The organism is Alistipes senegalensis JC50 (genome assembly GCF_025145645.1).
Lineage (GTDB): Bacteria > Bacteroidota > Bacteroidia > Bacteroidales > Rikenellaceae > Alistipes > Alistipes senegalensis.
In genome coordinates, this window is the sequence record NZ_CP102252.1 from 2,526,371 (window position 1) to 2,552,403 (window position 26,033).

General features: G+C 62.3%; 23 protein-coding genes and 1 tRNA gene. 5 read left to right on the forward strand and 19 right to left on the reverse strand.

Annotated elements, in window-relative coordinates:
• Together NQ519_RS09900 and NQ519_RS09905 are read right to left on the reverse strand one after the other, a co-directional pair.
• The gene (locus tag NQ519_RS09900; RefSeq protein ID WP_044118759.1) at positions 1-2,700 is read right to left on the reverse strand and encodes a zinc-dependent metalloprotease; all 2,700 of its coding nucleotides are present in this window, start codon (positions 2,698-2,700) and stop codon (positions 1-3) included.
• A gap of 23 nt (positions 2,701-2,723) precedes the next feature.
• A complete protein-coding gene (locus NQ519_RS09905; RefSeq protein ID WP_019151306.1) occupies positions 2,724-3,914 on the reverse strand; it encodes a FecR family protein in 1,191 nt (396 codons plus the stop codon).
• Between the two features lie 129 nt (positions 3,915-4,043).
• On the opposite strand from NQ519_RS09905, the gene NQ519_RS09910 reads away from it, so the two are divergent.
• Positions 4,044-4,748, forward strand: coding sequence for a FadR/GntR family transcriptional regulator (locus NQ519_RS09910; RefSeq protein WP_019151305.1), 705 nt, complete (start codon positions 4,044-4,046; stop codon positions 4,746-4,748).
• Positions 4,749-4,832: 84 nt separating this feature from the next.
• Here NQ519_RS09910 and NQ519_RS09915 read toward each other — a convergent pair whose 3' ends face one another.
• The 17 genes from NQ519_RS09915 to murB all read right to left on the reverse strand — a co-directional run bounded on the left by NQ519_RS09915 (position 4,833) and on the right by murB (position 20,768).
• Complete coding sequence (locus NQ519_RS09915) at positions 4,833-5,186, reverse strand: MarR family winged helix-turn-helix transcriptional regulator (RefSeq protein ID WP_026076644.1); 354 nt, start codon at positions 5,184-5,186, stop codon at positions 4,833-4,835.
• A complete protein-coding gene (locus tag NQ519_RS09920; RefSeq protein ID WP_019151303.1) occupies positions 5,179-5,373 on the reverse strand; it encodes a 4Fe-4S binding protein in 195 nt (64 codons plus the stop codon). The genes NQ519_RS09915 and NQ519_RS09920 overlap by 8 nt, the downstream gene beginning before the upstream one ends.
• Positions 5,373-5,822 carry a thioredoxin gene (gene trxA, locus NQ519_RS09925; protein ID WP_019151302.1) on the reverse strand — a complete coding sequence of 150 codons (450 nt, stop codon included), beginning with the start codon at positions 5,820-5,822 and terminating at the stop codon, positions 5,373-5,375. Before trxA ends, NQ519_RS09920 begins: the two co-directional genes overlap by 1 nt.
• Positions 5,823-5,867: 45 nt before the next feature.
• Positions 5,868-6,119, reverse strand: a complete 252-nt coding sequence (locus NQ519_RS09930; RefSeq protein ID WP_147513221.1) for a hypothetical protein — start codon at positions 6,117-6,119, stop codon at positions 5,868-5,870.
• Between the two features lie 111 nt (positions 6,120-6,230).
• Positions 6,231-7,574, reverse strand: coding sequence for a TolC family protein (locus NQ519_RS09935; RefSeq protein ID WP_019151301.1), 1,344 nt, complete (start codon positions 7,572-7,574; stop codon positions 6,231-6,233).
• Positions 7,571-10,612 (reverse strand): efflux RND transporter permease subunit, encoded by a 3,042-nt coding sequence (locus NQ519_RS09940; protein WP_019151300.1) that lies wholly within the window; start codon positions 10,610-10,612, stop codon positions 7,571-7,573. The genes NQ519_RS09935 and NQ519_RS09940 overlap by 4 nt, the downstream gene beginning before the upstream one ends.
• 12 nt (positions 10,613-10,624) lie before the next feature.
• Entirely contained in the window at positions 10,625-11,704 is a 1,080-nt protein-coding gene (locus NQ519_RS09945) for an efflux RND transporter periplasmic adaptor subunit (protein ID WP_019151299.1), read from the reverse strand.
• A gap of 271 nt (positions 11,705-11,975) precedes the next feature.
• Positions 11,976-12,049: transfer RNA gene (locus NQ519_RS09950), tRNA-Arg, on the reverse strand.
• A gap of 281 nt (positions 12,050-12,330) precedes the next feature.
• Positions 12,331-12,921, reverse strand: coding sequence for a crossover junction endodeoxyribonuclease RuvC (gene ruvC / locus NQ519_RS09955; protein WP_026076643.1), 591 nt, complete (start codon positions 12,919-12,921; stop codon positions 12,331-12,333).
• Positions 12,922-13,023: 102 nt separating this feature from the next.
• Complete coding sequence (locus NQ519_RS09960) at positions 13,024-14,082, reverse strand: TlpA disulfide reductase family protein (protein WP_019151297.1); 1,059 nt, start codon at positions 14,080-14,082, stop codon at positions 13,024-13,026.
• A gap of 3 nt (positions 14,083-14,085) precedes the next feature.
• Positions 14,086-15,126 (reverse strand): UDP-3-O-(3-hydroxymyristoyl)glucosamine N-acyltransferase, encoded by a 1,041-nt coding sequence (gene lpxD, locus NQ519_RS09965; RefSeq protein ID WP_026076642.1) that lies wholly within the window; start codon positions 15,124-15,126, stop codon positions 14,086-14,088.
• A gap of 115 nt (positions 15,127-15,241) precedes the next feature.
• The gene (gene coaD / locus NQ519_RS09970; RefSeq protein ID WP_019151295.1) at positions 15,242-15,712 is read right to left on the reverse strand and encodes a pantetheine-phosphate adenylyltransferase; all 471 of its coding nucleotides are present in this window, start codon (positions 15,710-15,712) and stop codon (positions 15,242-15,244) included.
• Positions 15,713-15,978: 266 nt separating this feature from the next.
• A complete protein-coding gene (locus tag NQ519_RS09975) occupies positions 15,979-16,572 on the reverse strand; it encodes a DUF6549 family protein (RefSeq protein WP_019151294.1) in 594 nt (197 codons plus the stop codon).
• A 54-nt stretch (positions 16,573-16,626) separates the two neighbouring features.
• Positions 16,627-17,340 carry an aminotransferase class IV gene (locus NQ519_RS09980; protein WP_019151293.1) on the reverse strand — a complete coding sequence of 238 codons (714 nt, stop codon included), beginning with the start codon at positions 17,338-17,340 and terminating at the stop codon, positions 16,627-16,629.
• A complete protein-coding gene (holA, locus tag NQ519_RS09985; protein ID WP_019151292.1) occupies positions 17,337-18,407 on the reverse strand; it encodes a DNA polymerase III subunit delta in 1,071 nt (356 codons plus the stop codon). The genes NQ519_RS09980 and holA overlap by 4 nt, the downstream gene beginning before the upstream one ends.
• A 3-nt stretch (positions 18,408-18,410) precedes the next feature.
• The gene (tilS, locus tag NQ519_RS09990) at positions 18,411-19,754 is read right to left on the reverse strand and encodes a tRNA lysidine(34) synthetase TilS (protein ID WP_019151291.1); all 1,344 of its coding nucleotides are present in this window, start codon (positions 19,752-19,754) and stop codon (positions 18,411-18,413) included.
• Between the two features lie 6 nt (positions 19,755-19,760).
• On the reverse strand, positions 19,761-20,768 hold the full coding sequence (gene murB, locus NQ519_RS09995) for a UDP-N-acetylmuramate dehydrogenase (RefSeq protein ID WP_026076641.1): 1,008 nt from the start codon (positions 20,766-20,768) through the stop codon (positions 19,761-19,763).
• Between the two features lie 55 nt (positions 20,769-20,823).
• On the opposite strand from murB, the gene NQ519_RS10000 reads away from it, so the two are divergent.
• The 4 genes from NQ519_RS10000 to NQ519_RS10015 all read left to right on the forward strand — a co-directional run bounded on the left by NQ519_RS10000 (position 20,824) and on the right by NQ519_RS10015 (position 26,032).
• Positions 20,824-22,257: a DUF4301 family protein gene (locus tag NQ519_RS10000; protein WP_019151289.1), complete on the forward strand. Its 1,434-nt coding sequence runs from the start codon at positions 20,824-20,826 to the stop codon at positions 22,255-22,257.
• 551 nt (positions 22,258-22,808) lie between these two features.
• The gene (locus NQ519_RS10005) at positions 22,809-23,423 is read left to right on the forward strand and encodes a hypothetical protein (protein WP_019151288.1); all 615 of its coding nucleotides are present in this window, start codon (positions 22,809-22,811) and stop codon (positions 23,421-23,423) included.
• Between the two features lie 4 nt (positions 23,424-23,427).
• The gene (locus tag NQ519_RS10010) at positions 23,428-24,261 is read left to right on the forward strand and encodes a DUF2764 family protein (protein ID WP_019151287.1); all 834 of its coding nucleotides are present in this window, start codon (positions 23,428-23,430) and stop codon (positions 24,259-24,261) included.
• Positions 24,262-24,277: 16 nt separating this feature from the next.
• Complete coding sequence (locus tag NQ519_RS10015) at positions 24,278-26,032, forward strand: V-type ATP synthase subunit A (protein WP_019151286.1); 1,755 nt, start codon at positions 24,278-24,280, stop codon at positions 26,030-26,032.
• The last annotated feature ends 1 nt before the right edge of the window (position 26,033 follow it).

The following is a 26,033-nucleotide window of genomic DNA, read 5'->3' on the forward strand; positions in this document are numbered from 1 at the left end:
TTACTGTAAAGCGCCTTCGATGCGGTGGAGCAGCAGTTCGTAGTGGTTGCGCGTCTCCTGATCGCCGGTGTAGCGTTTCTGGCGCAGCAGGTCGCGGACCTTGATCAGACGGCCGTAGTACATGGCGTCGCGCGGCGAGAGCGATTCGGTCAGCGAGCGGAAATAGCCGAATCCGCCGACCTCCTCGGGGGTGTTGGAGGTGCCGAACAGGTCGGCTTCCAACTGACGCTCCATGCGCGACATCATGTCGCCGTCGCCCAGAGCCTCGGCATAGACGTTGCCGGTCGAGATGTTCCAGCCGTTCTCGTCGAGCTGCGGGGCGAAGCCGATGCCGCGCTCGTCGTCGGCGATGCCTTTCTCCGAACTTTTCTGAGGAGCCAGACGGGTGATCATCAGCAGCATATCGACGTAGGAGTTCTGGTTGCTGCGGTCGCGCGGCGTGAGGCTCTTGCCCTGATAGGTGTGCAGGAAGATGCCTTTCAGTGCGTCGTCGCCGTGTTCGAGCTGCGAGTAGGCGTTCGGGGCGGGGTCGATCATGCGGCCGAAGCTGCCCTTGTCGGCCTCGATGCAGGCCACGAGAATACGCTGTACGCGCACCGAGAGGTTGCCTTGCAGCGGCAGTTCTTTGAGCAGCACGGGATCGTCGAGCCAGTCGAGGTCGTGGAGCTGGTCGATCAGGAACTGCTGTGCGCGGCGCTGGTAGTCGCCGTCGATGAACGAGTAGGAGGGGCGCGGGTCGCCGGCCTTGCGCTCGTTCATCATGATGCCGCCCTTGACGTTGTAGACGTGGTTGATGTAGGTCAGGTACTGGTTGAGCAGGTATTTGTACATCGCCTCGCGGGCCGTGAGGTCGTTGTCGTCCTCGCCGTACCACTCGTTCAGGTGCTTCATGATGTATTTGAGGTTCCTGATGCCGTACTCCGAAGCGCGTACGTGGTCGTCGCCGAGGTCCTCGGACAGCGACGTGGGATCGAGCGTGTTGAATATCTGCTGCTTGCCGTAGCGGTAGATCGGGTCGCCGGCGTGCGAGCGGACGAGGCTGTCGAGCCAGGGCTGCTCCTCTTCGGGAGTCTTGGCGTCGGGCAGGTAGGTGTAGAGCCACTTCACGGCGTACTCGTCGTAGAGACCCATGCGGGGAGGCATCATGCTGACGCCGCGCTCGTAGTCGCCGGGCTGTGCCACGTGGTTGAAGCGGGCGTAGTCCATGATCGAGTAGGTCGTGCCGTATTTCTGCGTGAACGACGGCGAGCGGAGCGAATCGACGGGAATGGCCGCCGACGAAGCCATGTTGTGCATGAAGCCCAGGCAGTGTCCGACCTCGTGCGAGAGGACGTAGCGCAGGGCGCTGCCCATGATCGAGTCGGGGATGTTCATCGTGCGGACGTTGGGGTCGGCGGCTGCGGTTTGCAGGAAGCGCCAGCGGTTCAGGAGTTTGACGATGTCGTGGTACACCATCACCGACGCCGTGATGATCTCGCCCGTGCGGGGATCGTCCCACGAGGGGCCCATGGCGTTCTGGAACGCCAGCGGGGCGTAGCGGATGCAGGAGTATTTCAGGTTGTCGGGATCGAACTCGGGGTCCTCCTCCGGGGTGGGGTAGTCGCGGACCTGAACGACGTTCTTGAAGCCGATCTTCTCGAAGGCGTCGTTCCATTGTTCGATACCCTCGCGGGCGTAGGGTTTCCACGCCTCGGGGAGGTTCGTGTCGAGGTAGAAGACGATGGGTTTCACCGGCTCGACCAGCTCGCCGCGCTTATAAGCCTCGACATCCTTGGGCTCCACGCGCCAGTGGCGGGCGTAGTAGACGGGCAGCGTGCCGCGGTTCATGTTCGACGAGAAGCGGGCCTTGCCCGTCACGAAGATGTTCATGCGCGGGTCGGCGATGCGCGGACGCATCTCCTTCTCGGGGAGCAGCAGCAGCGTGCGGGTGACGAGGGCCGTGAAGGCGCGCTTGTCCTCGATCTTGCCGATCATCGGGCCGTTCGAGTAGGTTACGGTGGTGGTGTAGCTCAGGTAGCTCTTGACGGTCACGTTGTCCTCGAAAGCCTTGATGTCGCCCAGATGGCTGTTCGACTTCTGGAACGACGTGGTGCGCGAGAAGGGCTTGTAGCCGAAGGTGCTGTACGGGTCGAACGGCGTCAGATCGTCGTTGTCCTCCATGAAGAGGTTCGTCACGTCGATCACCACGGCCGTCGAGTCGGCGTTGTAGGCTTCGATCTTGAAGGCGCGGTAGATGCCCGGGATCGAGGAGCGGCGCACCGCTTCGTCGATGCCCTTGTCCTTGCCGTCGCCGCTGTAAATGTCGTTGACCAGGCAGAGCTGCACGCTCTTGTGGCCCTCCTTGGCGAAGGTCACGTGCAGCGGGTCCTTGGCCTTGTAGCCCACTACGCCGTGGTCGTTGTTGCTGGTCTCCGAAACGGTCGATCCGAGCAGCATCTCGCGGCCGAAGATCGACATCGGCAGCTCGAAGTAGAGCTTCTCGCCATCGACCTTGTGGATGGTCACGAGGCCCTTGACGGTCTGACATTTCTTGCCCTTGAAGAGCTTGTCGTAGTCGGAGGTCTTTTTGACGGAGGCGGTGTCCGTCTGTTCCGTTTTCGCTTTTTTCTTGTTCTTGCCCTTGCTTTTCGAGGGCTTGGCTGCCAGCAGGAGCGCCGGGATGAGCAGCGCACACACGAGGAATAGGCCTTTTCGTATCATACGGTTTGGATTAAGGTGTTTGTTTATTGTTTCTTGTTCACGATCAGTGTTTTTTCATCAGGCATCACCAATTCCAGGTCGGTGATCGCCTCCAGCAGGTCGATCACCTGCGCCAGCGAGAAGTCGCGCGGGATCTTTCCCGTCAGCGCGTACTGCGCCGGATCGACGTTGACCCGTATTTCCACCCGGTACCAGCGGCGGATGTCGGCGAGAACCTCCTCCAGATCGGCGTTGTAGAAGGCGATCTTGTCTTCGGTCCACGCGGTGTAGGCCGCGGGGTCCACCTCGCGCACGTCGAGCGCTTCGGCCGCGCCGCGCGTCCGGGACTGCATGCCCGGTTCGAGGGTCACCTTGCCGCTCCGGTTGCCGACCTCGACGCACCCTTCCAGCAGGGTGGTGCTGGCCATGCCCTCGTCGTCGAAGTCGCGCACGTTGAATTTCGTGCCGCGGACGGTCATCGTCGCTTTGCCCGCCTCGACGACGAACGGATGCTCGGGGTCGTGCGTGACATCGAACAATCCTTCGCCCGAAAGTTCCACCCGGCGCTCCCCGGCGGCGAACTTCACTGGGTAGCGGAGCGTCGAGCGGGCGTTGAGCCATACGCGGGTGCCGTCTTCCAGCGTGACGAGGCACTTGCTTCCGTCGGGGACCGACAGCTCGTTGTAGAGCGGCGCCTCTCCGGCCCTTTCGGCGATCTCGGGCGCCGCTTCGTATTTCACGCCGTCGGTGCCGTAGCTGACGCGGCCCACGCCGTCGATCTGTCGCTCGGCCTGCCCGTCGAGTTGCAGCCGGCGTCCGTCGGCGAGCGTGAGCGTCACCTTGTCGGGCGCGGGGTAGATGGCGTCGGCCAGTTGCAGCGTGCGTTCGCGCTCGCTCGGCGCCGGACGGGTGAGGAACGCGATTCCGGCGGCCACGACCACGGCTGCGGCGATGCCCGTTGCGGCGACGGCCCAGCGGCGCAGCGTGCCGGCGGGTTTGCCGAGGCCCGCGGCGGTGCGGAAGCGTCCGAAAGCCTTGCGGGCGTCGAACCCGTCGTATTCCGCCATGCGGCCGGCGATGTAGCCGCTGGTCGTGAGCTGCTCGCGGAGCGCCTCGAAATGCGGGTCGCGGGTCAGCTCTTCGAATTCGGCCGCCTCGCTTTCGCTGAGCGTGCCGTTGAGATATCCGATGAAAAGCTCGGTCCAGTGTTCCAGTAGCTCTGAATTGTCGATCATCTTTCAGGTTCTGTTTGCAGGTAGTTTGATAAAGAATGCGCGGAACCGAAAAAAGTATGACAGATTTTTCGAAATTTATTGGTTTGATTGGTTTTTTTACGACCTTTGCAGTATCAACAGAATTTAGCCATGAACCATTCACCGAATGTCAAACAGGTAGAAACCGTACTCAAATACATCAAGGAGCAACTCTATTCGGGGAGTTTGCAGCCGGGCGAACGCCTGCCCGCCGAGCGGCGGCTTGCCGAAATGCTGGGGGTGGGGCGCGCCCACGTGCGGACGGCGTTTCAGAAGCTGGAGTTTTACGGCATCGTCCAGACCTTTCCCCAGAGCGGCACGGTCGTGGCGCAGGAGAAGATGCAGGTGCTGGAGCGTCTGATCACCGATGCGTTGCAGATCGAGCAGTATGACTTTGCGTCGCTGGTCTACGTGCGCGTGCTGCTCGAACTCGAAGCCGTGAAGCTCTGCGCCCGCAACCGCACGCCCGAGGATTTGGAGAACATCGAACAGGCCCTGATCGAATGCGAAGAGAAATTTTATACCGACGAGCGTGTGTCGAAGGACTTCGCCTACCACCAGGCGCTGGCCCGCGGGGCCCACAATCCGGTGATCGCTTCGATGCTGCTGGTCATCACGCCCGACGTGCTGCGCTACTACCAGCGCTACCGCGTCTGCACGGTCCCGCAGGAGGAGGTCTGCTTCGAACACCGCGAACTGCTGCGCTGCGTGCGCGAACGGGACGAGGAGGGGGCCGTCGCCATGCTGCGCCGCCACCTGAAGTCGCTGAGCGAGTTCGCCGCCACGTACAACGACGAAAATCATTTTCTGGAATAGCCCTTCGGGCCGGAAATGACGAACGGCCACCCCTTTCGGGGCGGCCGTTCGCCGTGATGCGCCGCGTCTATGTGTCCGGATTCTCTATCCGCACAGCCATTTGCGCAGTATTTCGGGTATTTCGATCTCCCGGCAGCTGACCGAGGCGAGCAGTTCGCGGCCTTTCGTCGTCAGCGAGTAGTGCATCTGCCGGCGGTCCTTGCAGCAGAGTTCGCGGAGCACGAGCCCTTTCGACTCCGCCGAGCGGAGCACCTTCGAGGTGTTCGACGGGGTGAGCCCCAGCAGCTCTCCCAGCCGGCCCGGGCACATGCGCTCGGCGTTCGAGAGGCTGCAAAGAGCCATGCCTTCGTTCAGGCAGATGCCGTAGCGTTTCTCGAAAGCGGCTTCGAACTGGTTCACGGCACGCTGCAAATCGCGTATTCTGCACAGTTTATCCATGCCTTTCCGCTTTGTGTACGGCCTGCCTGCCGCAGTGTCTCACGCATTTGCCGCATTCGATGCACTTTTCGGGGTCGATCTCCGGCAGGGCGTTCCCCTTTTGCGAGATCGCGCCTGCGGGACAGATCGGGATCATCGGGCAGCGGTGGTTCTGCGGACACAGCAGGGGGTCGATGACCAGCGCCATTACTTGCCGAGCATTACTTTGTCGATGGCCTCCTTGAGCGACGCCTTGGGCATTGCGCCCTGCGCCATCTGGGGCTTGCCGTTCATCGGGACGAACAGCAGCGTGGGGATCGAACGGATGCCGAACGCCGCGGCGAGCTCCTGCTCCTCTTCGGTGTTGACCTTGTAGATGTAGATCCGGTCTCCGTATTCGGCCGCCAGCTCTTCCAGCACCGGAGCCAGCGCCTTGCAGGGGCCGCACCACGATGCGTAGAAGTCGATCAGCGCGGGTTTGTCGCCGAGGTATTTCCACTCCTGGGGATTCTTTTCATAGTCGGCCACCTTCTTCAGAAAGTCGGCCTTGGTCAATGCGATCGTTTTCATATTCTTCGTGTTTTTGTCGTTGGTCCGTGCCTGGCTTCCGGCGGCGAAGGCCAGCAGCGCGAAGGCGGTTATGAGCAGTTTTCTCATCTTGTTTTTTGTTGTTCCGTATCAATAACGATGCAAAGATGGGATTTATTTTCCGATAAAACAAATTTCTGATGGAAAATAATTGGAAAAACGAAAAAAGCCCGGCACCGCATTCGGGATGCCGGGTTGTTGCGGGAGGAGGGTATGGGTGCTGGGCAGGCTGGAAAGCGTGCCGAAATTGTCATCGCCCTTTGAAGCCTGCCTCTTGCGCGGGCGGTTCTTAGCCGGGATGCGTGGGGCATTCCGGACGAACGTGAGTGAGCGTGGGAATCCGGCGGCGGCGTTGTGAGGTTGCAACGTGCAGTCGGATTGCCGCGGCATCTGCGATTGCCTCGCAATGACGGTGAACTTGCCTGTTGGCCGGGTGTTTCGGGACGGCCTCCCCTTGAATCCGGCGTTTTGCGCCGGCTATTCCAAGTAGACCATGACGTTGCCGCTGATCTGCTGCAACGATATTTCGCACAGCTTGGTGTTGTACTGCGCCGTGAGGATGCGCTCCTCGGCGTCCAGCAGGCTCTTCTGCGCTTCGCGCATCTCGATGCCCGGCAGGTCGCCCAGCAGGTAACGCTCCATGGCGATGGCGTAATTCTCCTTGGCGGCGATCAGGTTCTCCTCTTCGAGCAGAATCACCTCGAGGTTGTTGCGGTAGGCCTGCCAGAAGTTCGACAGGTCGGCGCGCAGCGACTGCTCCAACTGCCGGCGGGTCAGCCGGGCGTTGTCGATGCCGATGCGGGCGTTGCGCTGTTCGCGGCGGCGGTTGCCGTCGAAGATCGTGAAGCCGACCTGCACCCCGGCGTTCAGCCCCAATGTACTGCGCGAACGGTTCGCGGTAGAGCCGTAGCGGTTGTAACCGTAACCGTAGCCCGTCGTCAGATTGACATAGGGATAGTTGCGCGCTTGAACGGCTTTCAGGTCGAGTTCGGCCAGCGTGTTGTCGTGCTCGGCCATCAGCAGCGAGGCGTTCGCCGAGAGGGTCTTTTCGAGCAGGGTGTCCCACGCGAGGGTGCTGTTGACGCGGATCAGCGTGTCGCGGATGCAGAGCTTTTCGTCGAGGTCTTCGTTGGCCAGCAGTTCGTTGATGCGGATGCGCGAGGCGGTCACCAGCTCGTGCTGGGACATGTATTTCGAACTGTCGGCGTTGAAATCCACGCGGGCCTGCAGCAGGTCGAGGCGCGAGAAGTTGCCCACCTGCACGCGCGCCTCGGTGATGCGGAGCCGCTCGCGCGAGAGCCCCACGGCATAGCGGAAATTCTGCAGGCGGAGCGTCTGCTGAATGTAATTGTAGTATTCGGCCGTCAGGCTGGCCATGAAATCCTCGATGGTGATGCGGGTTTTGAGGGCGCCCATCTGCTGCATCTCCTTCAGCCGCTTGTAGTTGGTGCGGATGCGGAATCCGTCGAACAGCGTCCAGTTCACCGCCAGCCCCACGCTGGCCGTCTGGTCGTAGACGTTCGACTCGCTCACGGCGTCGCCCTCGCGCGGGGTGGTCGTGCGGTCGTTGTCGAGCGTTCCCGTATACCCGGCCGAAAGGCCGATCGTGGGGAGCATCCCGGCATTTCCGGCCGTGGCGTCGTTGTCGCTGATTTGCTCCTCGTTGCGGACGATGCGCACGTCGTAATTCTGTTCGAGCCCGATCTCCAGACATTTGCGCAGGGTCAGCGGAGCGGACGCCTCCCGGGCCGACGGCATCTCCTGCGCCCCGGCCGCGGCGTATGCTCCCAGCAGCAGGACCGTTAATAATGCTCTTTTCATGCGTCGTTGTTTTTCGATTGCTTGATCCGGTTCGTCGAGACATAGCTGTAGATGGCCGGAACGATGTAAAGTGTCAGCAGCGTCGAGACCACCATGCCGCCCACCACGGCCACACCCATGGCGATACGTCCGTTGGCCCCCTCGCCCGAGGCGACGGTCAGCGGCAGCAGGCCCAGAATGGTCGAGGCCGAGGTCATCAGGATCGGGCGCAGGCGTTGCAGCGCCGCCTCCTCGATGGCGTGCATCTTGTTCATCCCTGCCTCCTGCTTCTGGTTGGCGAACTCGACGATCAGGATGCCGTTCTTGGCTACCAGTCCGATGAGCATGATGATACCGATCTGGCTGAAGATGTTCATCGTCTGCTCCGTGCCCCACATGAACACCAGCGCTCCGGCGATGGCCAGCGGCACGGTGAGCATGATGACGAGCGGGTCCTTGAAACTCTCGAACTGCGCCGCGAGGATCAGGTAGATCAGCACGATGGCCAGCACGAAGGCGAACATCAGGCTCGACGAACTCTCGCGGAACTCCTTCGAATCGCCGGCCAGCGCCGTGCGGAAGTCGTCGCCGAGCACCTCTTCGGCGATGCGGTCCATCTCGTCGAGGCCCTGCCCGATGGTCTTGCCCTTGGCCAGTCCGGCCGATACGGTGGCCGAGAGGAAGCGGTTGTAGTGATAGAGCTGCGGCGGTGCGACGTTCTCCTCGAGCGTGACGAGGTTGTCCAGTTGGATCATCTCGCCCTTGTCGCTGCGCACATAGATCGAGCGCAGGTCGGCGGGCTTGTTGCGCTGCTGGCGGTTGATCTCGGCCAGAATCTCGTACTGCTTGCCGTTCATGTAGAAGTAACCCATCCGCTGGCCGCTGAGTCCGTACTGGAGCGTCTGGGCGATGTCGCGCGTCGAGATGCCCAGCAGGTTCGACTTGTCGCGGTTGATGGTGATGCGCGCTTCGGGTTTGCTGAACTTCAGGTCCACGTCGGCCATCTGGAACACGGGGCTTTCGTAGACCCGGGTCATGAACTCGGGCAGCACCTCCTGCAATCGTTCGAGATTGGTGGCCTGCAGGACGTACTGTACGGGCATGTTTCCGCGGCGCCCGCCGAACGTGCTCTGCTGCTGCACGAATGCGCGTGCTTTGGTTTTGGTGCGCACGGCGGCCGAAACCTCCTCGGCGATCTCCATCTGCGACCGCTTGCGGGTCGCGATGTCCGTCAGGGCGATGCGGACGTTTCCGCGGCCGCTCGACACGCGCGCCGTCACGGCTTCGGCCTCCGGCACGAGCGAGTCGACCAGCCGGTTGATCTCCTCGGTGTAGTCGCGCATATATTCATAGGTGGCGCCCTCCGTGCCGCTGGTGTTGACCGAAATCTGCGACCGGTCCTCCAGCGGGGCCATCTCGGCCGGGATCGAACTCCACAGCCAGCCGATCACCGCGAGGGTCAGCGCGACCAGCGGAAGCGCCAGCCAGCGGCGGCGCAGGAAAGAGGCCAGCGTGCGGCTGTAAAAGTCGTTGAGCCAGACGAAGAAGGGTTCGGTCTTGCTGTAGAACCAGCTTTTCTTCTCCTGACGCACCAGCAGTTTGGTCGCCAGCATCGGGGTGATCGTCAGCGCCGCGAAGGTCGAGATGACCACGGCGCCCGAGATCACCATGCTGAACTCGCGGAACAGCCGCCCGGTCATGCCCTCCATGAAGACGATCGGGAAGAAGACGGCGATCAGCGTGATCGAGGTCGAGATCACCGCGAAGAAGATCTCCTTGGCACCCTCGATACCGGCGTCGCGCGGCGTCATGCCGCGTTCGATGCGGATGTAGATGTTCTCGGTCATCACGATGGCGTCGTCGACGACCAGTCCCACCGACAGCACCACGGCCAGCATCGACAGCACGTTGATCGAGAATCCCGCGACGTACATGATGAAGAACGTGCCGATCAGCGACACGGGGATGACGATGCAGGGGATGAGCGTCACGCGCCAGTTCCTCAGGAAGAGGAAGATGATGATGATGACCAGTATGAAAGCCTCGTAGACGGTCTGCTTCACCTCGTCGATCGAGGCGCGGATGAAGCGCGTGTTGTCGAATCCGTAGGAGGTCACCACGTCGTCCGGAAGGTCCTTTTTCATCGACTCCATGCGTTTGTAGACGGCATCGGCGATCTCGATGTGGTTGGCGCCCGGCTGGGGGATCACCACCACGCCGACCATCGGGATGCCGTTCATCTTCATGTAGCTGCGCGTATCCTGCGGGCCCAGCTCGGCGCGTCCCACGTCGCTCAGGCGGATGATGCGGCCGGCGTCCTCGCGTATCACCAGATCGTTGAACTCCTGCGTGGTGTGCATCAGACCCATCGTGCGGATGGTCAGCTCGGTGGTGTTGCCCTCGATGCTGCCCGAGGGCAGTTCGACGTTCTCGCGGTCGAGGGCGTTCTTGATGTCCGTCGGGGTGATGCCGTAGCCGGCCATCTTGGCCGGGTCGAGCCACAGGCGCATCGAATAGCGCTTTTCACCCCAGATCTCCACGCTGCTGACGTTGCTGATGGTCTGCAACTGCTCCTTGACCGTGAGGTCGGCTATCTCGCTCAGCTCCAGCAGCGACCGCTTGTCGCTCTGGATCGTGGCCATCAGGATCGGCTGGGCGTCGGCGTCGGCCTTGGCGACCGTCGGGGGATCGCAGTCGCGGGGCAGGTAGCGCTGGGCGCGCGACACCTTGTCGCGCACGTCGTTGGCGGCGGTCTCGAGGTCCACCGAGAGTTCGAACTCCACGGTGATGCGGCTCTGTCCCTGACGGCTGACGCTCGAGAGCGAGCGGATGCCCGGAATGCCGTTGATGTTCTGCTCGAGCGGCTCGGTGATCTGGTTTTCGATCACGTCGGCGTTGGCGCCCGGGTAGGAACACGACACCGAGATGATCGGGTTGTCGACGCTGGGGTACTCCCGCACGCCGAGGTAGCTGTACCCGATGAAGCCGAATAGCAGGATGATGATCGTCAGCACCGAGGCCAGAACGGGCCGCCGGATGCTCAGTTCGGAAATGTTCATGCGGCGGACGGTTTATTCGACGGTGTCGAGTTTGACGGGCAGACCCTCGCGCAGCTGGAGGGTTCCGGAGGTGATGAGCGTGTCGCCGACGCTGAGTCCTTCGAGTATCTGTATTTCGGCGTCGGTCCGCAGGCCGGTCGTCACCTCCACGGCGTGCGCCCGGCCCCCTTTGCAGAGGTAGACCTTGTCCACGCCCATCTCGGGAACGATGGCTTCGGTCGGCACGGCGATGGCGTCGGGAATGTCGTGCAGGCGGATCTGCACCGTGACGAAGCGGCCCGGCAGCAGCCGTCCCTGTGCATTGGAGTAGTGGGCGCGCACGGCGAAAGTGTGCGTCGCCAGGTCGATTTTCGATTCGGTGGCGTAGACCGCGCCCTGGAAAGTCGCCTGCTGTCCATCGACCGTGAACGAGAGCTTCGTGCCGGGTTTGATCTGATTGGCGTAGCGTTCCGGGACGAAAAGGTCGATTTTCAGCGGCTGTATCTTGGCCAGTTTGGCCACCACGACGTTCGGCGAGGCGTAGGCGCCCTCGCTGACGTTCCGCAGGCCGATCACGCCGTCGAACGGTGCGCGAAGCTCCGTGAGCGCGATGTTCGATTTCACAATGTCGATGTCGGCGTTGAGCGTCGCCAGCTCCGTGCGGGCCTGTTCGTAGGCTTCCTGGCTGACGGCGTCTTTCTCCAGGAGGGCGCTCTGGCGGTATACGCGGTCCTCGGCCAATTTGAGCTGCGCCTCGTAGCGGCGCAACTGGGCCAGCAGCGGCTGGTCGTTCACCTTGGCCAGCAGGTCGCCTTTTTTGACGGCGGTGCCCTCCCTGAAATTGATCGCCACGATCTTGCCCGAGGTCTCGAACGAGAGGTCCACCTCCTCGTCGGGCAGCAGGTTGCCTACGGTGGTGATCCCGTCGGTCAGCTGCTGGGGGCGTATGACGAGCCCGTTGACGTTCAGGATGCTCGCCCGGCGCGGGACGACCGCGGCATCGGCATCGGGCTCGGCGGCTCCTTTGCCGTTCATGAGGTTATAGAGGCCCAGAGCCAGGCAGAATACCACGAGAATAACGGCCGTAATGATCCATTTTTTCTTTTTGTTCATATCAGAGAGTAAGGTTTGCGTTGAGAGTCGTATGCAAAGATACGATAAAATGCTGTTTTGTCCGCGATCGGTGCCGGCAAAACAGCCTGTTGAAATCCAAAGTTACGGCTTCCGGTGCGGATTGCCTGTGTTCTGCCGGTGAAACGGAAAAATTCGGGGGTGAAAATCTCCGGGCCTTGACGGAGGCATGTTTTTTTACCGTTTTGCGATAAAAAAAGCAGTTACATCACTGTAACTGCCTGATCGCGGCCTCTGTATGGCCTCTTGCTTGTGACACCGACAGGACTCAAACCTGTAACCTTCTGATCCGTAGTCAGATGCTCTATTCAATTAAGCTACGGTGCCGAATTGCGATTGCAAATGTAGGGCAAAAATCCGAAACACGCAAATAATCGTGCGGAAATTTTACCGAAAAAAATAATTCGACCGGATTCCGAAAACCACTCCGAAAGCCATTGTTCGGATTATCAGCCGTTTGAAAAAGATCCTGCCCGGGCTTTTCTCGCAGCCGCTTTCGAAAGCGGCTGCTCGTCGGAGCGTGTCCGCCTTGTCTGAAAGGGGACCGCCGCAGCTGCACGGCAGGGCGGAGAAGAGAAATAGTGCGGAAGTTCGCTTCGGGGACGGTTTTATTTGATCTCCCGGTCGGGGTTCTTTTTTAGAAACTGTTCCCAGCTTTGCGAACCCTTCTTCGAGGCGGCTTTCTTGCCGCCGCCGAGACCTTTCACCCGTTCGCTGCCCAATGCGGCCTGGATCGGACTGGCCGTGGTGAAATAGTGGCACAGCGCGACGGCCATGCCGTCCGTGGCGTCGAGACGCCTGGGGGGCCGGTCGATGGTGAGCGTGCGGCAGACGATCGAGGCGACCTGCTCCTTGGCGGCCGATCCGCGGCCGGTGATCGACTGTTTGATGCGCATCGGAGCGTATTCGAATACGTCGATCCCGCGGCTCAGCGCAGCCGCCATCGCCACCCCCTGAGCACGTCCCAGTTTAAGCATCGACTGCACGTTCTCGCCGAAGAACGGCGACTCCAGCGCCACTTCGTGCGGGGCGTATTCGTCGATCAGCACCCCGACCCGCTCGAAGATATAGCGCAGTTTGGCGTAGGGGTCCGGAAGCTTGTGCAGGTCGATGTCGCCCAGCACGACGGAGCGTACCGTGCGTCCTTCGACCTCCAGCACGCCGTAACCCATGTAATTCGTGCCGGGGTCGATGCCCATGATCCTGTATTTTTCCGAAGGTTTCAAGTGCTGAAATCCTGTGTTGCGAAAACCCCTCCGTTCCGCCGAAACGGAACGGAGGGGTGTGTGACTGTCGGTTTTCTATCGGGCCAACAGTTCGGCGATCTTCCCGTAAAGCGCTTCGCCGCGGAGGTTTCTGGCGACGATCGTGCCGTCGGCGGCGATCAGGAAGTTCGACGGAATCCCCTGCACGGCGTAATCCCGGGCGGCCTGGTTGTCGAATCCGTTCACCTCGCTGACGTGCACCCAGTTCATGCCGTTGCGGTCGATGGCTTCGAGCCATTTCTCACGGTCCTTGTCGAACGATACGCCGTAGATCTCGAATCCCTTTTTGTGGAACTCGTCGTAAGCCTTTTTCAGGTGGGGAACTTCGCCCATGCAGGGCCCGCACCACGAAGCCCAGAAGTCGAGCAGGACGTATTTGTTCGCCGGGTTTTCGACGACCGATTTGAGCGACACCTCCTGCCCCTCGGCATCGGGTTGTGCTACGTCGGTGTAGGGCTGTCCCACATCGGTTCTGATCTTCTGTTCGGCGCTCTCTTTGAGCGATTCGAGCACGCTGTTCCGTTGCAGCTCCTCGGGGAAGAGGGCGATTTCGTCCAGCAGCTCCTGTCCCGAAAGCTCGTATCCCAGCTGCTGAGCCAGCAGCAGTGCGCCGAAGAGATTCGTGCGGTTCTGCTCCATCGTCGTGCGGGTCAGCTGGTCGTACTCCTTTTCGATCGCGGCGCGGCGTTCTTCGCCGGTGGCCTCGTCGCGGAACTCGTTGACCAGCGCGTGGCTGGCCGCGGCATAGGCGTCGCTGGCGTCATTGGCCGGCGTGCCCGTCACCTTCTTGCGGTAGGCATTTTCCGCATCGTCGCTCACGGTGATCCGTCCCGGTTCGAGGATCAGCATCGCGGCGAACGTCGCACCCTGGTCGCGGGCGTCGCGCAGGATCGCCACGGCCGGAGCTTCGGCGATGCCCGAGAGGCGGAATTTGCCGTTTTTGACGACCGCCGAGTCGAGGACGGTATCCTCTTCGTCGAGCAGGTATACTTTGTCGTTGGCGCCGGCGACGGTCCCCTCGACGGTGTATTTGTTTTTGTTTCCGCAGCTGCACAGCACGGCGGCCGCCGCTGCGAGGATCAGGATCTTTTTCATGACTTATTGGTTTTTGGTGAGTTCTGCGAGTCGTTTTTCCAGCGCACGGACCTGCTTTTCCAGTTCGGGCAGGCGTTTGAACACGGCTGCCGAACGGTGGTACTGCATGCCCGGGAGGGCGGGGTATCCGAAGCGGATTTCGTCGTCGGGAACGTCCTTGTCGAGTCCGCTCTTCGAGCCGATCTTCACGCGGTCGCCGATCACGACGTGGTCGGCGATGCCCACCTGTCCCGCGAGGATGCAGTTGCGGCCGACTTTCGAAGTTCCCGCAATGCCGGTCTGGGCCGACGACACGGTGTTCTCGCCGATCTGCACGTTGTGGCCGATCTGGATCAGGTTGTCGAGCTTCACGCCGCGGCGGATGACGGTCGAGTCGGTCTTGGCGCGGTCGATGCAGGTGTTGGCGCCGATCTCCACGTCGTCTTCGATGACGACGTTGCCCAGCTGGGGAATCTTGTCGAAGCCTCCCTGCGCATTGGGCATGAATCCGAAACCGTCGGCGCCGATCACCACGCCGGCGTGCAGGATGCAGTTCGCGCCCACGGCGCACCCTTCGTAGATCTTCACCCCGGGGTAGAGTACGGTGTTGTCGCCGACGGTGACGCCGCGTCCGAGGTAGACCTGCGGATAGATCTGACACCCCTTGCCGATGCGCACGCCCTCCTCGACGACCGCGAAGTCGCCGATGTAACACTCGTCGCCCACCTCGGCTTCGGGCGCTACCGACGCGCGGTCGCTGATTCCCTTGCGGCGGGGTTTGGCGGCGTTGTACATTTCGAGGAGCTTCAGGACGCAGGCCCCGGCGTCGTCCACCTTGACGAGCGTCGCAGCCACCGGCTGCGAGGGCGTGAAGGCCCGATCGACCAGCACGATCGACGCGCCCGTGGTGTAGAGAAACTGTTCGTATTTGGGATTGGTGAGGTAGCTCAGCGATCCGGCCTTGCCCTCCTCGATCGACGAAACGGTGTGCACCTTGGCGTTTTTGTCGCCGACGATTTCGCCGCCCAGAAATCCGGCGATCATTTCAGCTGAAAATTCCATCATAAAGCGTATATTGTTAGTTCGTATTTCAGTTCGTTCCTTTGTCCGTATCGAATCTTACCGTGCCGACCGGGAGGAAGGTACGCCATCTCCCTCCCTGAGGGCCGGACTGCGGTTTTCATAGATACTTGTTGATGTCTATTCCTTCGGGCATGAACTCCTCGACGTTGCGGCCGAACGAGAGCACCTCGCGCACGGTCGATGACGAGATGTCGGCCACGGGCGAGGGGGTGAAGAGCATGACGGTCGTGATGTCGGGGTAGATGCGGTGGTTGGTGGACTCCATCGTGCGTTCGTATTCGAAGTCGGTGGTGTTCCTCACGCCGCGGATGATGGCGCAGGCGCCCATCGTCTCGGCGAATTCGCCCGTCAGCCCGGTGTAGACGCGGGCCTCCACGCGCTCTTCGTTGCGGAATACGTCGTCGATGAGCCGTTTGCGGTTCTCGACCGTCAGCAGCCCCTGTTTGGAGGTGTTGTTGCCGATGCCGATCACCACGCGGTCGAAGAGATTCAGCGCCTCTTCGACCAGCGCGGCGTGGCCGCGTGTGAACGGGTCGAACGACCCGGGGAATATGGCTGTCCTTTCCATAATTGTCAAAGGTGCTAAAAAGTCGAATGGGTTCGAAACCGGATCGCTGTCCGGTTCTTGCAAACGCCCCGACTGTTAAAAGTGCCGTTACGGCACCGGCTCCAAAGGTACGAAAAAGTCGGATGGGTTCAAAACCGAATCGCTGTCCGGTTCTGCAAAACGCTCCGCTCTCCTGAAGAGGCCGTTACGGCACCGCCCCCAAAGGTAGGAAAAAAACGGAAATACCCGCAGGTTTTTCCGTTTTATTCGTTCGGCGTCCTTGCGCCTCACCGTTCGATTTTCACGTATTCGGCGTGGACGATCCGCGTGTGGGGGTTCGTCGAGACGATCTCCTGCCGGAGCGCCTTCGTGCCCCAGCGGATGAAGAGGAAGCGGCGGGGGATGCGGTGGACCACCTGCCGCAGGGTGTCGATGCTGCGGATGCGGCACACGGCCGAGTCGTGTCCGATGCGCCCCTCGACGGTGACCCACGGATCGCGCCAGCGGAACAGCCGCACCGAATCGCGCACGGGGTGCGGGTCGCCGGACCGGACGACGACGGTGTCGCGCAGCGGCGTGCGGATTTCGGCTTCGGTGGCCGTCACGGTCTTTGCGGCGGCCTCCAGCCGGCGGATTTTGAGCCTCAGCCGGCGGATCTCTTCGGCATCGGCCGCACGCAGGGCTTCGAACTCCCCGCACCGCAGCCGCAGGACCTGCGCCGAGGCGGCCTCCTGCCCGGCCTGCGTGCGGTAGTGCGCGACCTCGGCGGTGAGAGCGGTCTGGTTCTGGACGAGGCGCCGGTTTTCGGCGCAGTAGCGGCGGTGGGAGCATACGAACAACGCCGTCACGGCGACGGCGTAGAGCACGAGGTATTTTTTCATGGTTTTCGGGATTTGGTTGCCCGAAAGGTACGACGGAAGGGGCCGGTGCGGTTTCTATTTTTTCGGAAACAGCCCCTCCATGACGAGGGCGATGCGCTCGGCGATGAGCGACATCAGCGGCTGCCCGTCGCAGCGTGCGAGGGCGGTGATGCCCCGGTGGTCGGCGAAGAAGAGTTCGTCGATCCGCGGCAGCTCCCCGCATCCGAAAGGCTCCTCGCGCAGCTCCAGCCCCGCGGCCCGTACGGCCCGCACGGCCAGTTCCCGTTCGACGCTCTGCGTGCCGGGGGCCGCCAGCACCGTGTGTCCCGCGACGGCGAACAGCGGGGCGTCGTCGGCTTCGCGGAGGATTCCCTCCCGGTCGCAACGCACGGCGACATCGGCTCCCGCGTGCTCCGCCATACGGCGGGCCAGCTGCGCCGCCGCTTCGCGGGCCGAGGTCGGGGCCTCGGTGAGCGGCAGGTCGTAGCGGAGCGTCACGGCCTCGGGCTGGAGGCTCCGGAGAGCGTAGCCGTCGTAGAGCGACACCCCCGCGGGGGTGAGACGCTCCTCGCCGTCGGCCCCCAATTCGATGCGCACGAATCCCGACACCCCCGTCGGATAGCGTTCCGCGGCGGCGAGGGCCTCGATGCGGGCCGCGAGGCGTGCGGGTGCATATCCCCGGCCGAACAGCTCGCGCGATGCGGCGTCGAGCTGTGCGGCGTGCGCCTCCGCATTGCGGGCGCGGCCCCGGGCGAGGTGGACCGTCTGATATAGGTAGAGCTCCGTCAAAGCAGGAAGATTTTCAGCAGCAGTTCGCGCAGCAGCTCGCCGTCCGGAGCTCCTCCGGCGTTGAGCCCCTTGCTCTTGGCGTCGTATTCGCGCAGCAGCCCCAGGATGTTGAACACCTTGCGGTTGTTCCACGCCGCGGCGTTCTGTTTGATCTCCCCGAGGACGTAGACGTTGTTTTTGCGCAGGATGCGCATCAGCTCCGTGTCCGGCGGAAAGGGCTTTCCCCGATGCTGCGCGAGCCAGCGCAGGTAGTTGACGACGAAGATGTCGCGGAACTGTCCGAACAGCGCCATGACCGTCAGCAGCAGCGGGTTGTCCTTGGGGTTGCGGGCGAAGTGGTCGGCGATCATCAGCGCGCGGCCCATGTCCTTGGTGGCCACGGCCTTGCACAGCTCGAAATTGTTGAAATCCTTCGAGATGCCGATGTTGGCCTCGATGTCGGCGTCGGTGATGCGCTTCACCCCCTCGGGCATCGACACGGTGAGTTTTTTCAGCTCGTTGGAGATTTTGGCGATGTCGGTCCCCAGGTGGTCGGTCAGCATCGACAGCGCCTTGGCGTCGATCGTCAGCCCCTGTTTCCGGATGAACTGCTGCAACCACGCCGCGATTTCGTAGTCGCGCGGCCGCACCGATTCCAGCACCGTGCCGTTCGCCGCGCACCCCTTGTAGAAAGCCGAACGCTTGTCGGCGTTCTTCTCCTTGTGGCAGATCACGAGGACGGTCGTGGGCGAGGGCTTCTGGGTGTAGAGCGAGAGTTTGTCGAGCCCTTTGAGCTGCTGGGCCTCTTTGAGGATCACCACCTGATACGACCCCATCATGGGCATCTGGCGGCAGAGGTTGATGATCTGCCCCGCCTCGGAGTCGCGTCCGTAGACGGTGATCTGGTTGAAGGCCCGCGACGCCTCGTCGAGAATCGTCGCCGCCAGCTGCTCCGCGAGGGCGTCGATGAAATAGCTCTCCTCGCCCATCAGCAGGTAGATGCCCGAAAACCGGCGCGCCGCGATCTCGGCGGCGATCCGCTCGTATTCGGCGACGGAGTCCTTGAACTTTACGGTGCTTTTTGCCATCTCTTAAACGATCTCTTTGGTGATGCGCAGCACGTTTTCCGTTTCGGACGTCAGCCGGTAGCGGTCGTCGATGCGGCGGCCGACGAGCCACGCGATTTCGCCGCCCGACACGAGCACGAACTGCCGCTGTTTCTCGGCCACGGAGACTTTGGCATCGACGAGGAAGTCCGACACCTTCTTGCGGCCCGTCATGCCGAAGGGCACGAACCAGTCGCCCTCCTGCCAGCGGCGGAGCGTGAGCGGGAATTGCAGCCGGTCGGCGTCTATCTGCGCGATGTGCTCCGGGACGCCGAAATTCTTGATCGTGTCGATGTCGCAGTATTCGTAGTAGAGCACCGAGTTGCCGCAGTAGCTGCGCAGGGCTCCTTTCGGCACCGTCGTGAGACACGCGTCGTCGGGGGCGACCGGCGCCACGACGATTCGTCCGCGGTCGATGCAGGCCACGTGCTCCCGGGCGTAGAACCGCCGTCCCGTGGCCCCCTGTTCGAGGGCGTGGCACAGCGAGTCGATCACGTCGCCCTTGAACCCGTATCCCGAACTGAGGAGTTCGTAGATCACGAACCCCTGCGGGAACGCCGGGTCGATCCGGTCGAGGCGGATCGTGTCGATCCCCGCCTCCGACGTGACCGCCTCGCCGCGGATGCGCTCGATGCCGTGGTTGATGAACAGCTGGGCGTCGGTCAGCCGCGCGAGGTTGCGGCTCATCAGGCTCGTGAACTTGGGGTTGATCTCGCGGATGCGGGGGATGAGCCCCAGCCGGATCTTGTTGCGCAGGTATTTGGTCGAGCGGTTCGACGAATCCTCCCGGAAGGGGATGCGGTTCTGCACGGCGTATTCGAGTATCTCCCGGCGCGAGGCGAACAGCAGCGGGCGGATGATCTTCCCCACCTGGGTCGAGATGCCCGTCAGTCCCCGCAGCCCGGTGCCGCGCAGCAGGTTGATGAAAAAGGTCTCTATCGAGTCGTCGGCGTGGTGGGCGATGGCCACGGCCGTATAGCCGTGCTCATGGCTCAGGGCGTCGAACCAGGCGTAGCGCAGCCGCCGGGCCGCCATCTCCATCGACTCGCCCGTGCGCTCCATCTCGGCCTTGGTCTCGAAGCGCTTGTTGTAGAACTCCACGCCGTATTTTTTCGCCTCCTCTTCCACCAGCACTTCGTCCTCGTCGCTCTCCGTGCCCCGCAGCTGGAAGTTGCAGTGGGCAACGCCCACCCGGTAGCCGCAGCGGGTGAACAGCGAGAGCATCACCATCGAGTCCACGCCGCCCGAGACGGTCAGCAGGATGCGGTCGTCGTGCGTGGCGAGGCTGTTCTCTTCGATGTAGCGCTGGAACGTTTCGATCAGGTTCATATATTATTATAAGATGTTAACCTCCGTATCTATTTCGATGCCGAATTTCTCGCGGACCCGCTCCTGCACCTCGTGCGCGAAGGCGATCACCTCGCCGCCCGTGGCGCCGCCGTGGTTCACCAGCACCAGCGCCTGCCGTTCGTGGACCCCCACGGCCCCCTTGCGGCGGCCTTTCATCCCGGCCCGGTCGATCAGCCACCCGGCGGCCAGCTTCACGCGGCCTTCGGGAGCGGGGTAGTGCGGCATGTCGGGATACTCCGCGAGCAGGCGTTCCGCCACGGCCGCCCCGACCACCGGATTCTTGAAGAAGCTGCCCGCGTTGCCCAGCACGGCCGGGTCGGGGAGCTTCGCGCGGCGGATCGCGCAGATCGCTTCGCGGATGTTGCGCAGCGTCGCTCCGCCGCGGGCCTCGACCTCGCGCTCCACGTCGCCGTAGCCCAGCCGGGGCCGGGGCGTGTGCGTGAGGGCGATCTCGACGGCGGTGATGATCACCCGCCCTTTCAGGTCGTGTTTGAAGACGCTCTCGCGGTATCCGAATCCGCAGTGCGCGGCGTCGAGCGTCAGCATTGCGCCCGTCTCGACGCAGTACATCTCGACCCGGCGGATCGCGTCCTTCGCCTCGCAGCCGTAGGCCCCGATGTTCTGCACCGGCGCCGCGCCCGCCTTGCCGGGGATCAGCGAGAGGTTCTCGATGCCCCACAGTCCGCGTCCGACGGCCCATTCCACCAGATCGTCCCACTCGACGCCCGCATCGGCCCGCACGCGGACCTCGTCGCCGTCGTCGCTCAGGAGGGTGATCCCCCGGGCGACGGGAGTCAGGAGCACGCCGTCGTAGTCCCGGGTGAAGAGGATGTTGTTGCCTCCGGCCAGGACCGTCCATTTTTCAGGAATCCCTGCGGCGAAGAGCGTGTTCAGGTCTTCGGGCGTTTCGAATTCGACGAGGCGCGCGGCCTGCTGATCGACGCCGAAGCTGTTGCGCGTGCGCAGGCTGATTTGGTGAAATTCTCGGATCATGATGCGCAAAGTTACGCAAATATTTCGTATATTTATGCCACAAAACCGATAACCTATGTTTACTCAACAGGATTTACAACAGATCGCCGGCCACGGCCTCACCCTCGGACAGGTCGAAACCCAGCTGGAGAATTTCCGCCGCGGATTTCCTTTTCTGAACGTCGTGCGGGCCGCTTCGCCGGGCGACGGCGTGACGGTGGTCGATCGGGCGCAGGCCGACGAGACCGCGGCCCGTTACGAGGCTGCCGCCGGGCGTCTGGGCATCGTGAAGTTCGTGCCCGCCTCGGGCGCCGCGACGCGCATGTTCAAGGAGCTGTTCGGGTTCGTCAACGACGGCAAGCGCGGCAAGGGCATCGACACCCTGCTGGAAAATATCGAGAAATTCGCCTTCTGGCCCGAGCTGAAAGCCGTGCTTCCGGCCGGGGCCGACGACCGGACGGTCGTCAGCGCCATCGTGAACGACGGTCTGAACTACGGCCGCAAGCCCAAGGGGCTGGTCACCTTCCACGCCTATCCCGAGGGGGCCCGCAAGGCCGTCGAGGAGCATCTGGTCGAGGGGGCGACCTATGCCGCCGCGAAGGGTGTGGCGCGCATCCATTTCACCGTCTCACCCGAGCACGTCGCCGGATTCGAGGAGCTGCTCGCCGAGAAGGTGCCGTTCTATGAAAAACGCTTCGGCATCCGTTACGACATCTCGTTCTCGGTGCAGAAGCCGGCGACCGACACCATCGCCGTGAATCCCGACAACACGCCTTTCCGGCAGGACGACGGCACGCTGCTGTTCCGTCCCGCGGGCCACGGGGCGCTGATCGAGAACCTGAACGAGATCGACGCCGACCTGATCTTCATCAAGAATATCGACAACGTGACGACCGACGCCCGGCGCGGCGACACGATCCGTTATAAAAAGGTGCTTGCGGGCATTCTGCTCGACCTCGAAGAGCGTTCTTTCGAATACCTCAAGGCGCTCGAAGTGGGCGGCGCCGAGCTGGAACCCATCGCCGAATTCATCGAAAAACAGCTTTGCGTGAAGCTCCCCGCCGACTACGATTCGGCGTTGCTGCGCGCCGTGCTGGACCGTCCGATCCGCGTCTGCGGCATGGTCCGCAACGAGGGCGAGCCGGGCGGCGGGCCCTTCTGGGTCGGGAATCCCGACGGCACCGAGTCGTTGCAGATCGCCGAGTCGAGCCAGATTTCGCCCGACGACCTGCCGCTGATGCAGTCGGCCACGCATTTCAATCCCGTGGACATCGTCTGCGGCGTGCGCGATTCGAAGGGCCGGAAATTCGACCTGCGCAAATACACCGACCCCTCGACGGGCTTCATCTCGTCGAAATCGGCGGGCGGCCGCGACCTGCGGGCCCAGGAGCTTCCGGGGTTGTGGAACGGCGCGATGGCCCGCTGGAACACGGTCTTCGTCGATGTGCCGATCACGACCTTCTCGCCCGTCAAGGTGGTGCAGGACCTCCTGCGCCCTCAGCACCAGTAGCTTCCGGGCCGGGTGCCGTTCGTGCTGAGCGGCATCGCCCTTGAAAGAGAATGTCCCCGTTTTTCAGGCTGTGGATTCCGGCATGAAAAGCGGGGGCGTCGTTTTTTCTTCGGTTGGACCGTCGGATAAATTTTCGATTTCGGGCGGATAACCGAGGAGACCATGCCTCGTCCCAAACCGTTCGTTTCGTCCTTCGACTGACGGTTTCGCGTGGCGCGGCCGCGCCGGGTGCGGGACCGTATGAAAACCCCGCCGGCTCTTGATCGGGGCGGGTGGGGTTTTCGTGCTCCCGTTCGCGGACACATTCGGTCCTTACCGCAGGAGCGGGACGCTCCGGTCCGTATTTTTCAGAAAGACTTTCGGTGAATGAGGCCGCCCGCCGGGCCGAAGACCGCCTCCCGGGGCCCGGCCTCCGTTCCGCAAGGCTCGCACATTTCTTCCTGAATTTTGTCAAAAAGGGATAAATTGCTGTTCAGTACCCCGTTTTTTTGATAATCTTTTATATATTTGTGCGTTAAAAGAAAAAACGATAATCAAACAAATATAACGCTATGGAAAACAAACTGCAACAGTTGACCCAGAAGCTCTACGACGAAGGGCTGGAGAAAGGCCGTGCCGAGGCCGACAAGCTGGTCGCCGACGCCAAGGCCGAAGCGCAGAAGATCGTTGCCGAGGCCCGTGCCGAAGCCGAGGAGATCGTGAAGAAGGCGCAGGCGAAAGCCGAGGATGTCGAGAAGAACACCATGACCGAGATCGCATTGGCCGGCAAACAGGCCGTGTCGAAAATCAAACAGGAGATCGCCTCGCTGATCATCGCCAAGGCCACGGCCGGCGGCGTGAAGGAGGCCGTCGTGGACCCGGCGTTCATCAAAGAGATGCTCGTCGCCGTGGCGAAGAACTGGAACGGTGCCGATTCGGGCAAGGTCGAATTGCAGGCCCTGCTTCCCGAGGACGAGCGCAAGAAACTCGACGAGGCGTTCGGCAAGAGCGCCCAGGAGCTGCTGGCCGCCGGCATCGAGGTCGGCTGGTCGAAGGAGGTGAAAAGCGGGTTCAAGGTGGGCGCCAAGGAGGGCGGCTACTACATTTCGTTCGCCGACGCCGACATCGAGGCGCTGTTGGGCGAGTATCTGCGCGACAAGGTTTACCGGTTGCTGTTTAAGGCGTAACGCTATGTTTGCGACCGAATATTATTGTCTGGTGGCCGGGCTGAAGGAGTACTCGCTCGACGCCGACACCAAGGGGTTCGACGCCCGGGCCATCGTCTCCGAGATTCTGGAGGGGGTGACGGCGGCCGACGCCCACGAGGTGCGGCTGCTGTACGGCTACTACGACTGCGAGAATATCGCCGCTCTGCGCGCGGGACGCTCGGCGCACAATCCGCTGGGCAATCTCACGCACGAAGAGCTGGAGGAGGAGTTGAAGTCCCCGAAGCGGCTGCCCGAACCGGTGGCCCGCGTGGTGAGGGCCTATGCCGATCCCGAGGGCGAGGACGCCGAGACGGTCGATACCGCGCAGCGCTTCGAAAAGGAGCTGTTCGGTGCCTACTACGCCGCGTGCGCCAAGGCCGGGAGCCGTTTCCTGCGCGAATGGTCGGCTTTCGACCGGAATCTGCGCAACGTGTCGGCCGCCGTTACGGCGCGTGCCGCGGGGCGTGCGGTCGAGGAGGTCGTGGTGGGCGGCGGCGATGTCGCCGACCAGTTGCAGCGCAGCTCGGCGGCCGATTTCGGACTGCGGGGCGAGTTGCCCTATATCGACGCGGTGATCGCGGCCGTGAACGACGAGGCGAACCTCGTCGAGAAGGAGCACAAGATCGACCTCGTGCGCTGGAACGAAGCCACGGAGCTGGCCACGTTCGACTATTTCGACATTAACGCCGTTCTTTCCTACCTGGCCCGGATCAACATCGTGGCCCGCTGGACGCTGCTCGACGCCGCGCGCGGCCGCGAGATGTTCGACCGCCTGATGGCCGAACTGGACGGAAAAGAGCTGATCGACAAGAAATAAACAATAAAAAGATACAATGAAAACGACAGGACGTGTAAACGGTATCATCTCCAACATCGTGATCGTCAAGGCCGACGGAGCCGTGGGCCAGAACGAGATCTGCTATGTCTGGACGGGGGATACCAAAATGATGGCCGAGGTCATCAAGGTCATAGGCGACGCCGCCTATGTCCAGGTTTTTGACAGCACCCGCGGTTTGAAGATCGGCGACAAGGTGGAGTTCGAGGGGCACATGCTCGAAGTGACGCTCGCCCCGGGCCTTTTGTCGCGCAACTACGACGGTTTGCAGAATGACCTCGAAAAGATGGACGGGCTGTTCATCGCCCGCGGTTCGATCACCGATCCGATCGACTTCTCCGCCGAGTGGGAGTTTACGCCGCTGGCCAAGGCGGGCGACAAGGTCTCCGCAGCGTCGTGGCTGGGCGAGGTCAAGGAGCAGTGGGTGATGCACAAGATCATGGTTCCGTTCTCGATGACCGACACCTATACGGTCAAGAGCGTCGCCGCAGCGGGCAAATACAAGGTGACCGACACGGTCGCCACGCTGACCGACGCCGAGGGTCGGGATCACGACGTGACGATGGTGCAGAAATGGCCCGTGAAGCAGGCCGTGCGCTGCTACACCGAGAAGCCGCGCCCCTCGCGGGTGATGATCACTGGCGTGCGCGCCATCGACACCTTCAACCCGATGGCCGAGGGCGGTACGGGCTTTATCCCGGGGCCTTTCGGCGCCGGCAAGACGGTGCTCCAGCACGCCATCTCGAAGCAGGCCGACGCCGATGTCATCATCATGGTGGCCTGCGGCGAGCGTGCCAACGAGGTGGTCGAAATTTTCAAGGAGTTCCCCGAGTTGATCGACCCCCGCACGGGCCACAACCTCATGGAGCGCACGATCATCATCTGCAATACGTCGAACATGCCCGTCGCCGCGCGTGAGGCGTCGGTCTATACGGGTATGACCATCGGCGAGTACTACCGCTCGATGGGTCTCAAGGTGCTGGTCATGGCCGACTCGACTTCGCGCTGGGCCCAGGCGCTGCGCGAGATGTCGAACCGTCTGGAGGAGCTTCCGGGTCAGGACGCCTTCCCGATGGACCTCTCGGCGATCATCTCGAACTTCTACTCGCGCGCCGGACTGGTGAAGCTCGTCGGCGGCGGTACCGGTTCGGTGACCTTCCTCGGCACGGTGTCGCCCGCGGGCGGTAACCTCAAGGAACCGGTGACCGAATCGACGAAAAAGGCCGCGCGCTGTTTCTACGCCCTTTCGCAGGGCCGCGCCGACTCGAAGCGCTACCCGGCCATCGACCCGCTGGAGTCCTATTCGAAATACCTCGAATATCCCGAGATCCGCGAGTATCTCGACGGTCAGATCGAAAAGGATTGGGTGGACCTCGTCTATGCGGGCAAGACCATCGTGCAGCGCGGCAAGGAGGCCAACGACCAGATCAACATCCTGGGCGACGACGGCGTGCCGGTGGAGTATCACGAGCGTTTCTGGAAGTCGGAGCTGATCGACTTCGTGATCCTGCAACAGGACGCTTTCGACGACATCGACGCCAACTGTCCGATCGAACGCCAGCAGATGATGTACAAGATGGTGCTCGGCATCTGCAACCAGTCGTTCTCGTTCGCCGATTTCGAGGAGTGCTCGCAGTTCTTCAAGGGCCTTATCAACCTCTTCCGCCAGATGAACTACTCGGAGTGGAAGTCGGAGAAGTTCGAGGATTACCGCAAGCAGATCGAGCAGTATGTGAGTGAAAAAACCAAATAAG

Bases quoted from the DNA above. Each gene is read 5' to 3' on its own strand.
- NQ519_RS10015 (WP_019151286.1), top strand. From the start codon at position 24,278: ATGAAAACGACAGGACGTGTAAACGGTATCATCTCCAACATCGTGATC.
- NQ519_RS09905 (WP_019151306.1), bottom strand. From the start codon at position 3,914: ATGATCGACAATTCAGAGCTACTGGAACACTGGACCGAGCTTTTCATC.
- trxA (WP_019151302.1), bottom strand. From the start codon at position 5,822: ATGAGAAAACTGCTCATAACCGCCTTCGCGCTGCTGGCCTTCGCCGCC.
- NQ519_RS09940 (WP_019151300.1), bottom strand. From the start codon at position 10,612: ATGAACATTTCCGAACTGAGCATCCGGCGGCCCGTTCTGGCCTCGGTG.
- NQ519_RS09915 (WP_026076644.1), bottom strand. From the start codon at position 5,186: ATGGATAAACTGTGCAGAATACGCGATTTGCAGCGTGCCGTGAACCAG.
- NQ519_RS10005 (WP_019151288.1), top strand. From the start codon at position 22,809: ATGGAAAACAAACTGCAACAGTTGACCCAGAAGCTCTACGACGAAGGG.
- ruvC (WP_026076643.1), bottom strand. From the start codon at position 12,921: ATGGGCATCGACCCCGGCACGAATTACATGGGTTACGGCGTGCTGGAG.
- murB (WP_026076641.1), bottom strand. From the start codon at position 20,768: ATGATCCGAGAATTTCACCAAATCAGCCTGCGCACGCGCAACAGCTTC.
- tilS (WP_019151291.1), bottom strand. From the start codon at position 19,754: ATGAACCTGATCGAAACGTTCCAGCGCTACATCGAAGAGAACAGCCTC.
- holA (WP_019151292.1), bottom strand. From the start codon at position 18,407: ATGGCAAAAAGCACCGTAAAGTTCAAGGACTCCGTCGCCGAATACGAG.
- NQ519_RS09935 (WP_019151301.1), bottom strand. From the start codon at position 7,574: ATGAAAAGAGCATTATTAACGGTCCTGCTGCTGGGAGCATACGCCGCG.
- NQ519_RS09900 (WP_044118759.1), bottom strand. From the start codon at position 2,700: ATGATACGAAAAGGCCTATTCCTCGTGTGTGCGCTGCTCATCCCGGCG.
- NQ519_RS09910 (WP_019151305.1), top strand. From the start codon at position 4,044: ATGAACCATTCACCGAATGTCAAACAGGTAGAAACCGTACTCAAATAC.
- NQ519_RS09920 (WP_019151303.1), bottom strand. From the start codon at position 5,373: ATGGCGCTGGTCATCGACCCCCTGCTGTGTCCGCAGAACCACCGCTGC.
- lpxD (WP_026076642.1), bottom strand. From the start codon at position 15,126: ATGATGGAATTTTCAGCTGAAATGATCGCCGGATTTCTGGGCGGCGAA.
- NQ519_RS10000 (WP_019151289.1), top strand. From the start codon at position 20,824: ATGTTTACTCAACAGGATTTACAACAGATCGCCGGCCACGGCCTCACC.
- coaD (WP_019151295.1), bottom strand. From the start codon at position 15,712: ATGGAAAGGACAGCCATATTCCCCGGGTCGTTCGACCCGTTCACACGC.
- NQ519_RS10010 (WP_019151287.1), top strand. From the start codon at position 23,428: ATGTTTGCGACCGAATATTATTGTCTGGTGGCCGGGCTGAAGGAGTAC.
- NQ519_RS09975 (WP_019151294.1), bottom strand. From the start codon at position 16,572: ATGAAAAAATACCTCGTGCTCTACGCCGTCGCCGTGACGGCGTTGTTC.
- NQ519_RS09945 (WP_019151299.1), bottom strand. From the start codon at position 11,704: ATGAACAAAAAGAAAAAATGGATCATTACGGCCGTTATTCTCGTGGTA.
- NQ519_RS09960 (WP_019151297.1), bottom strand. From the start codon at position 14,082: ATGAAAAAGATCCTGATCCTCGCAGCGGCGGCCGCCGTGCTGTGCAGC.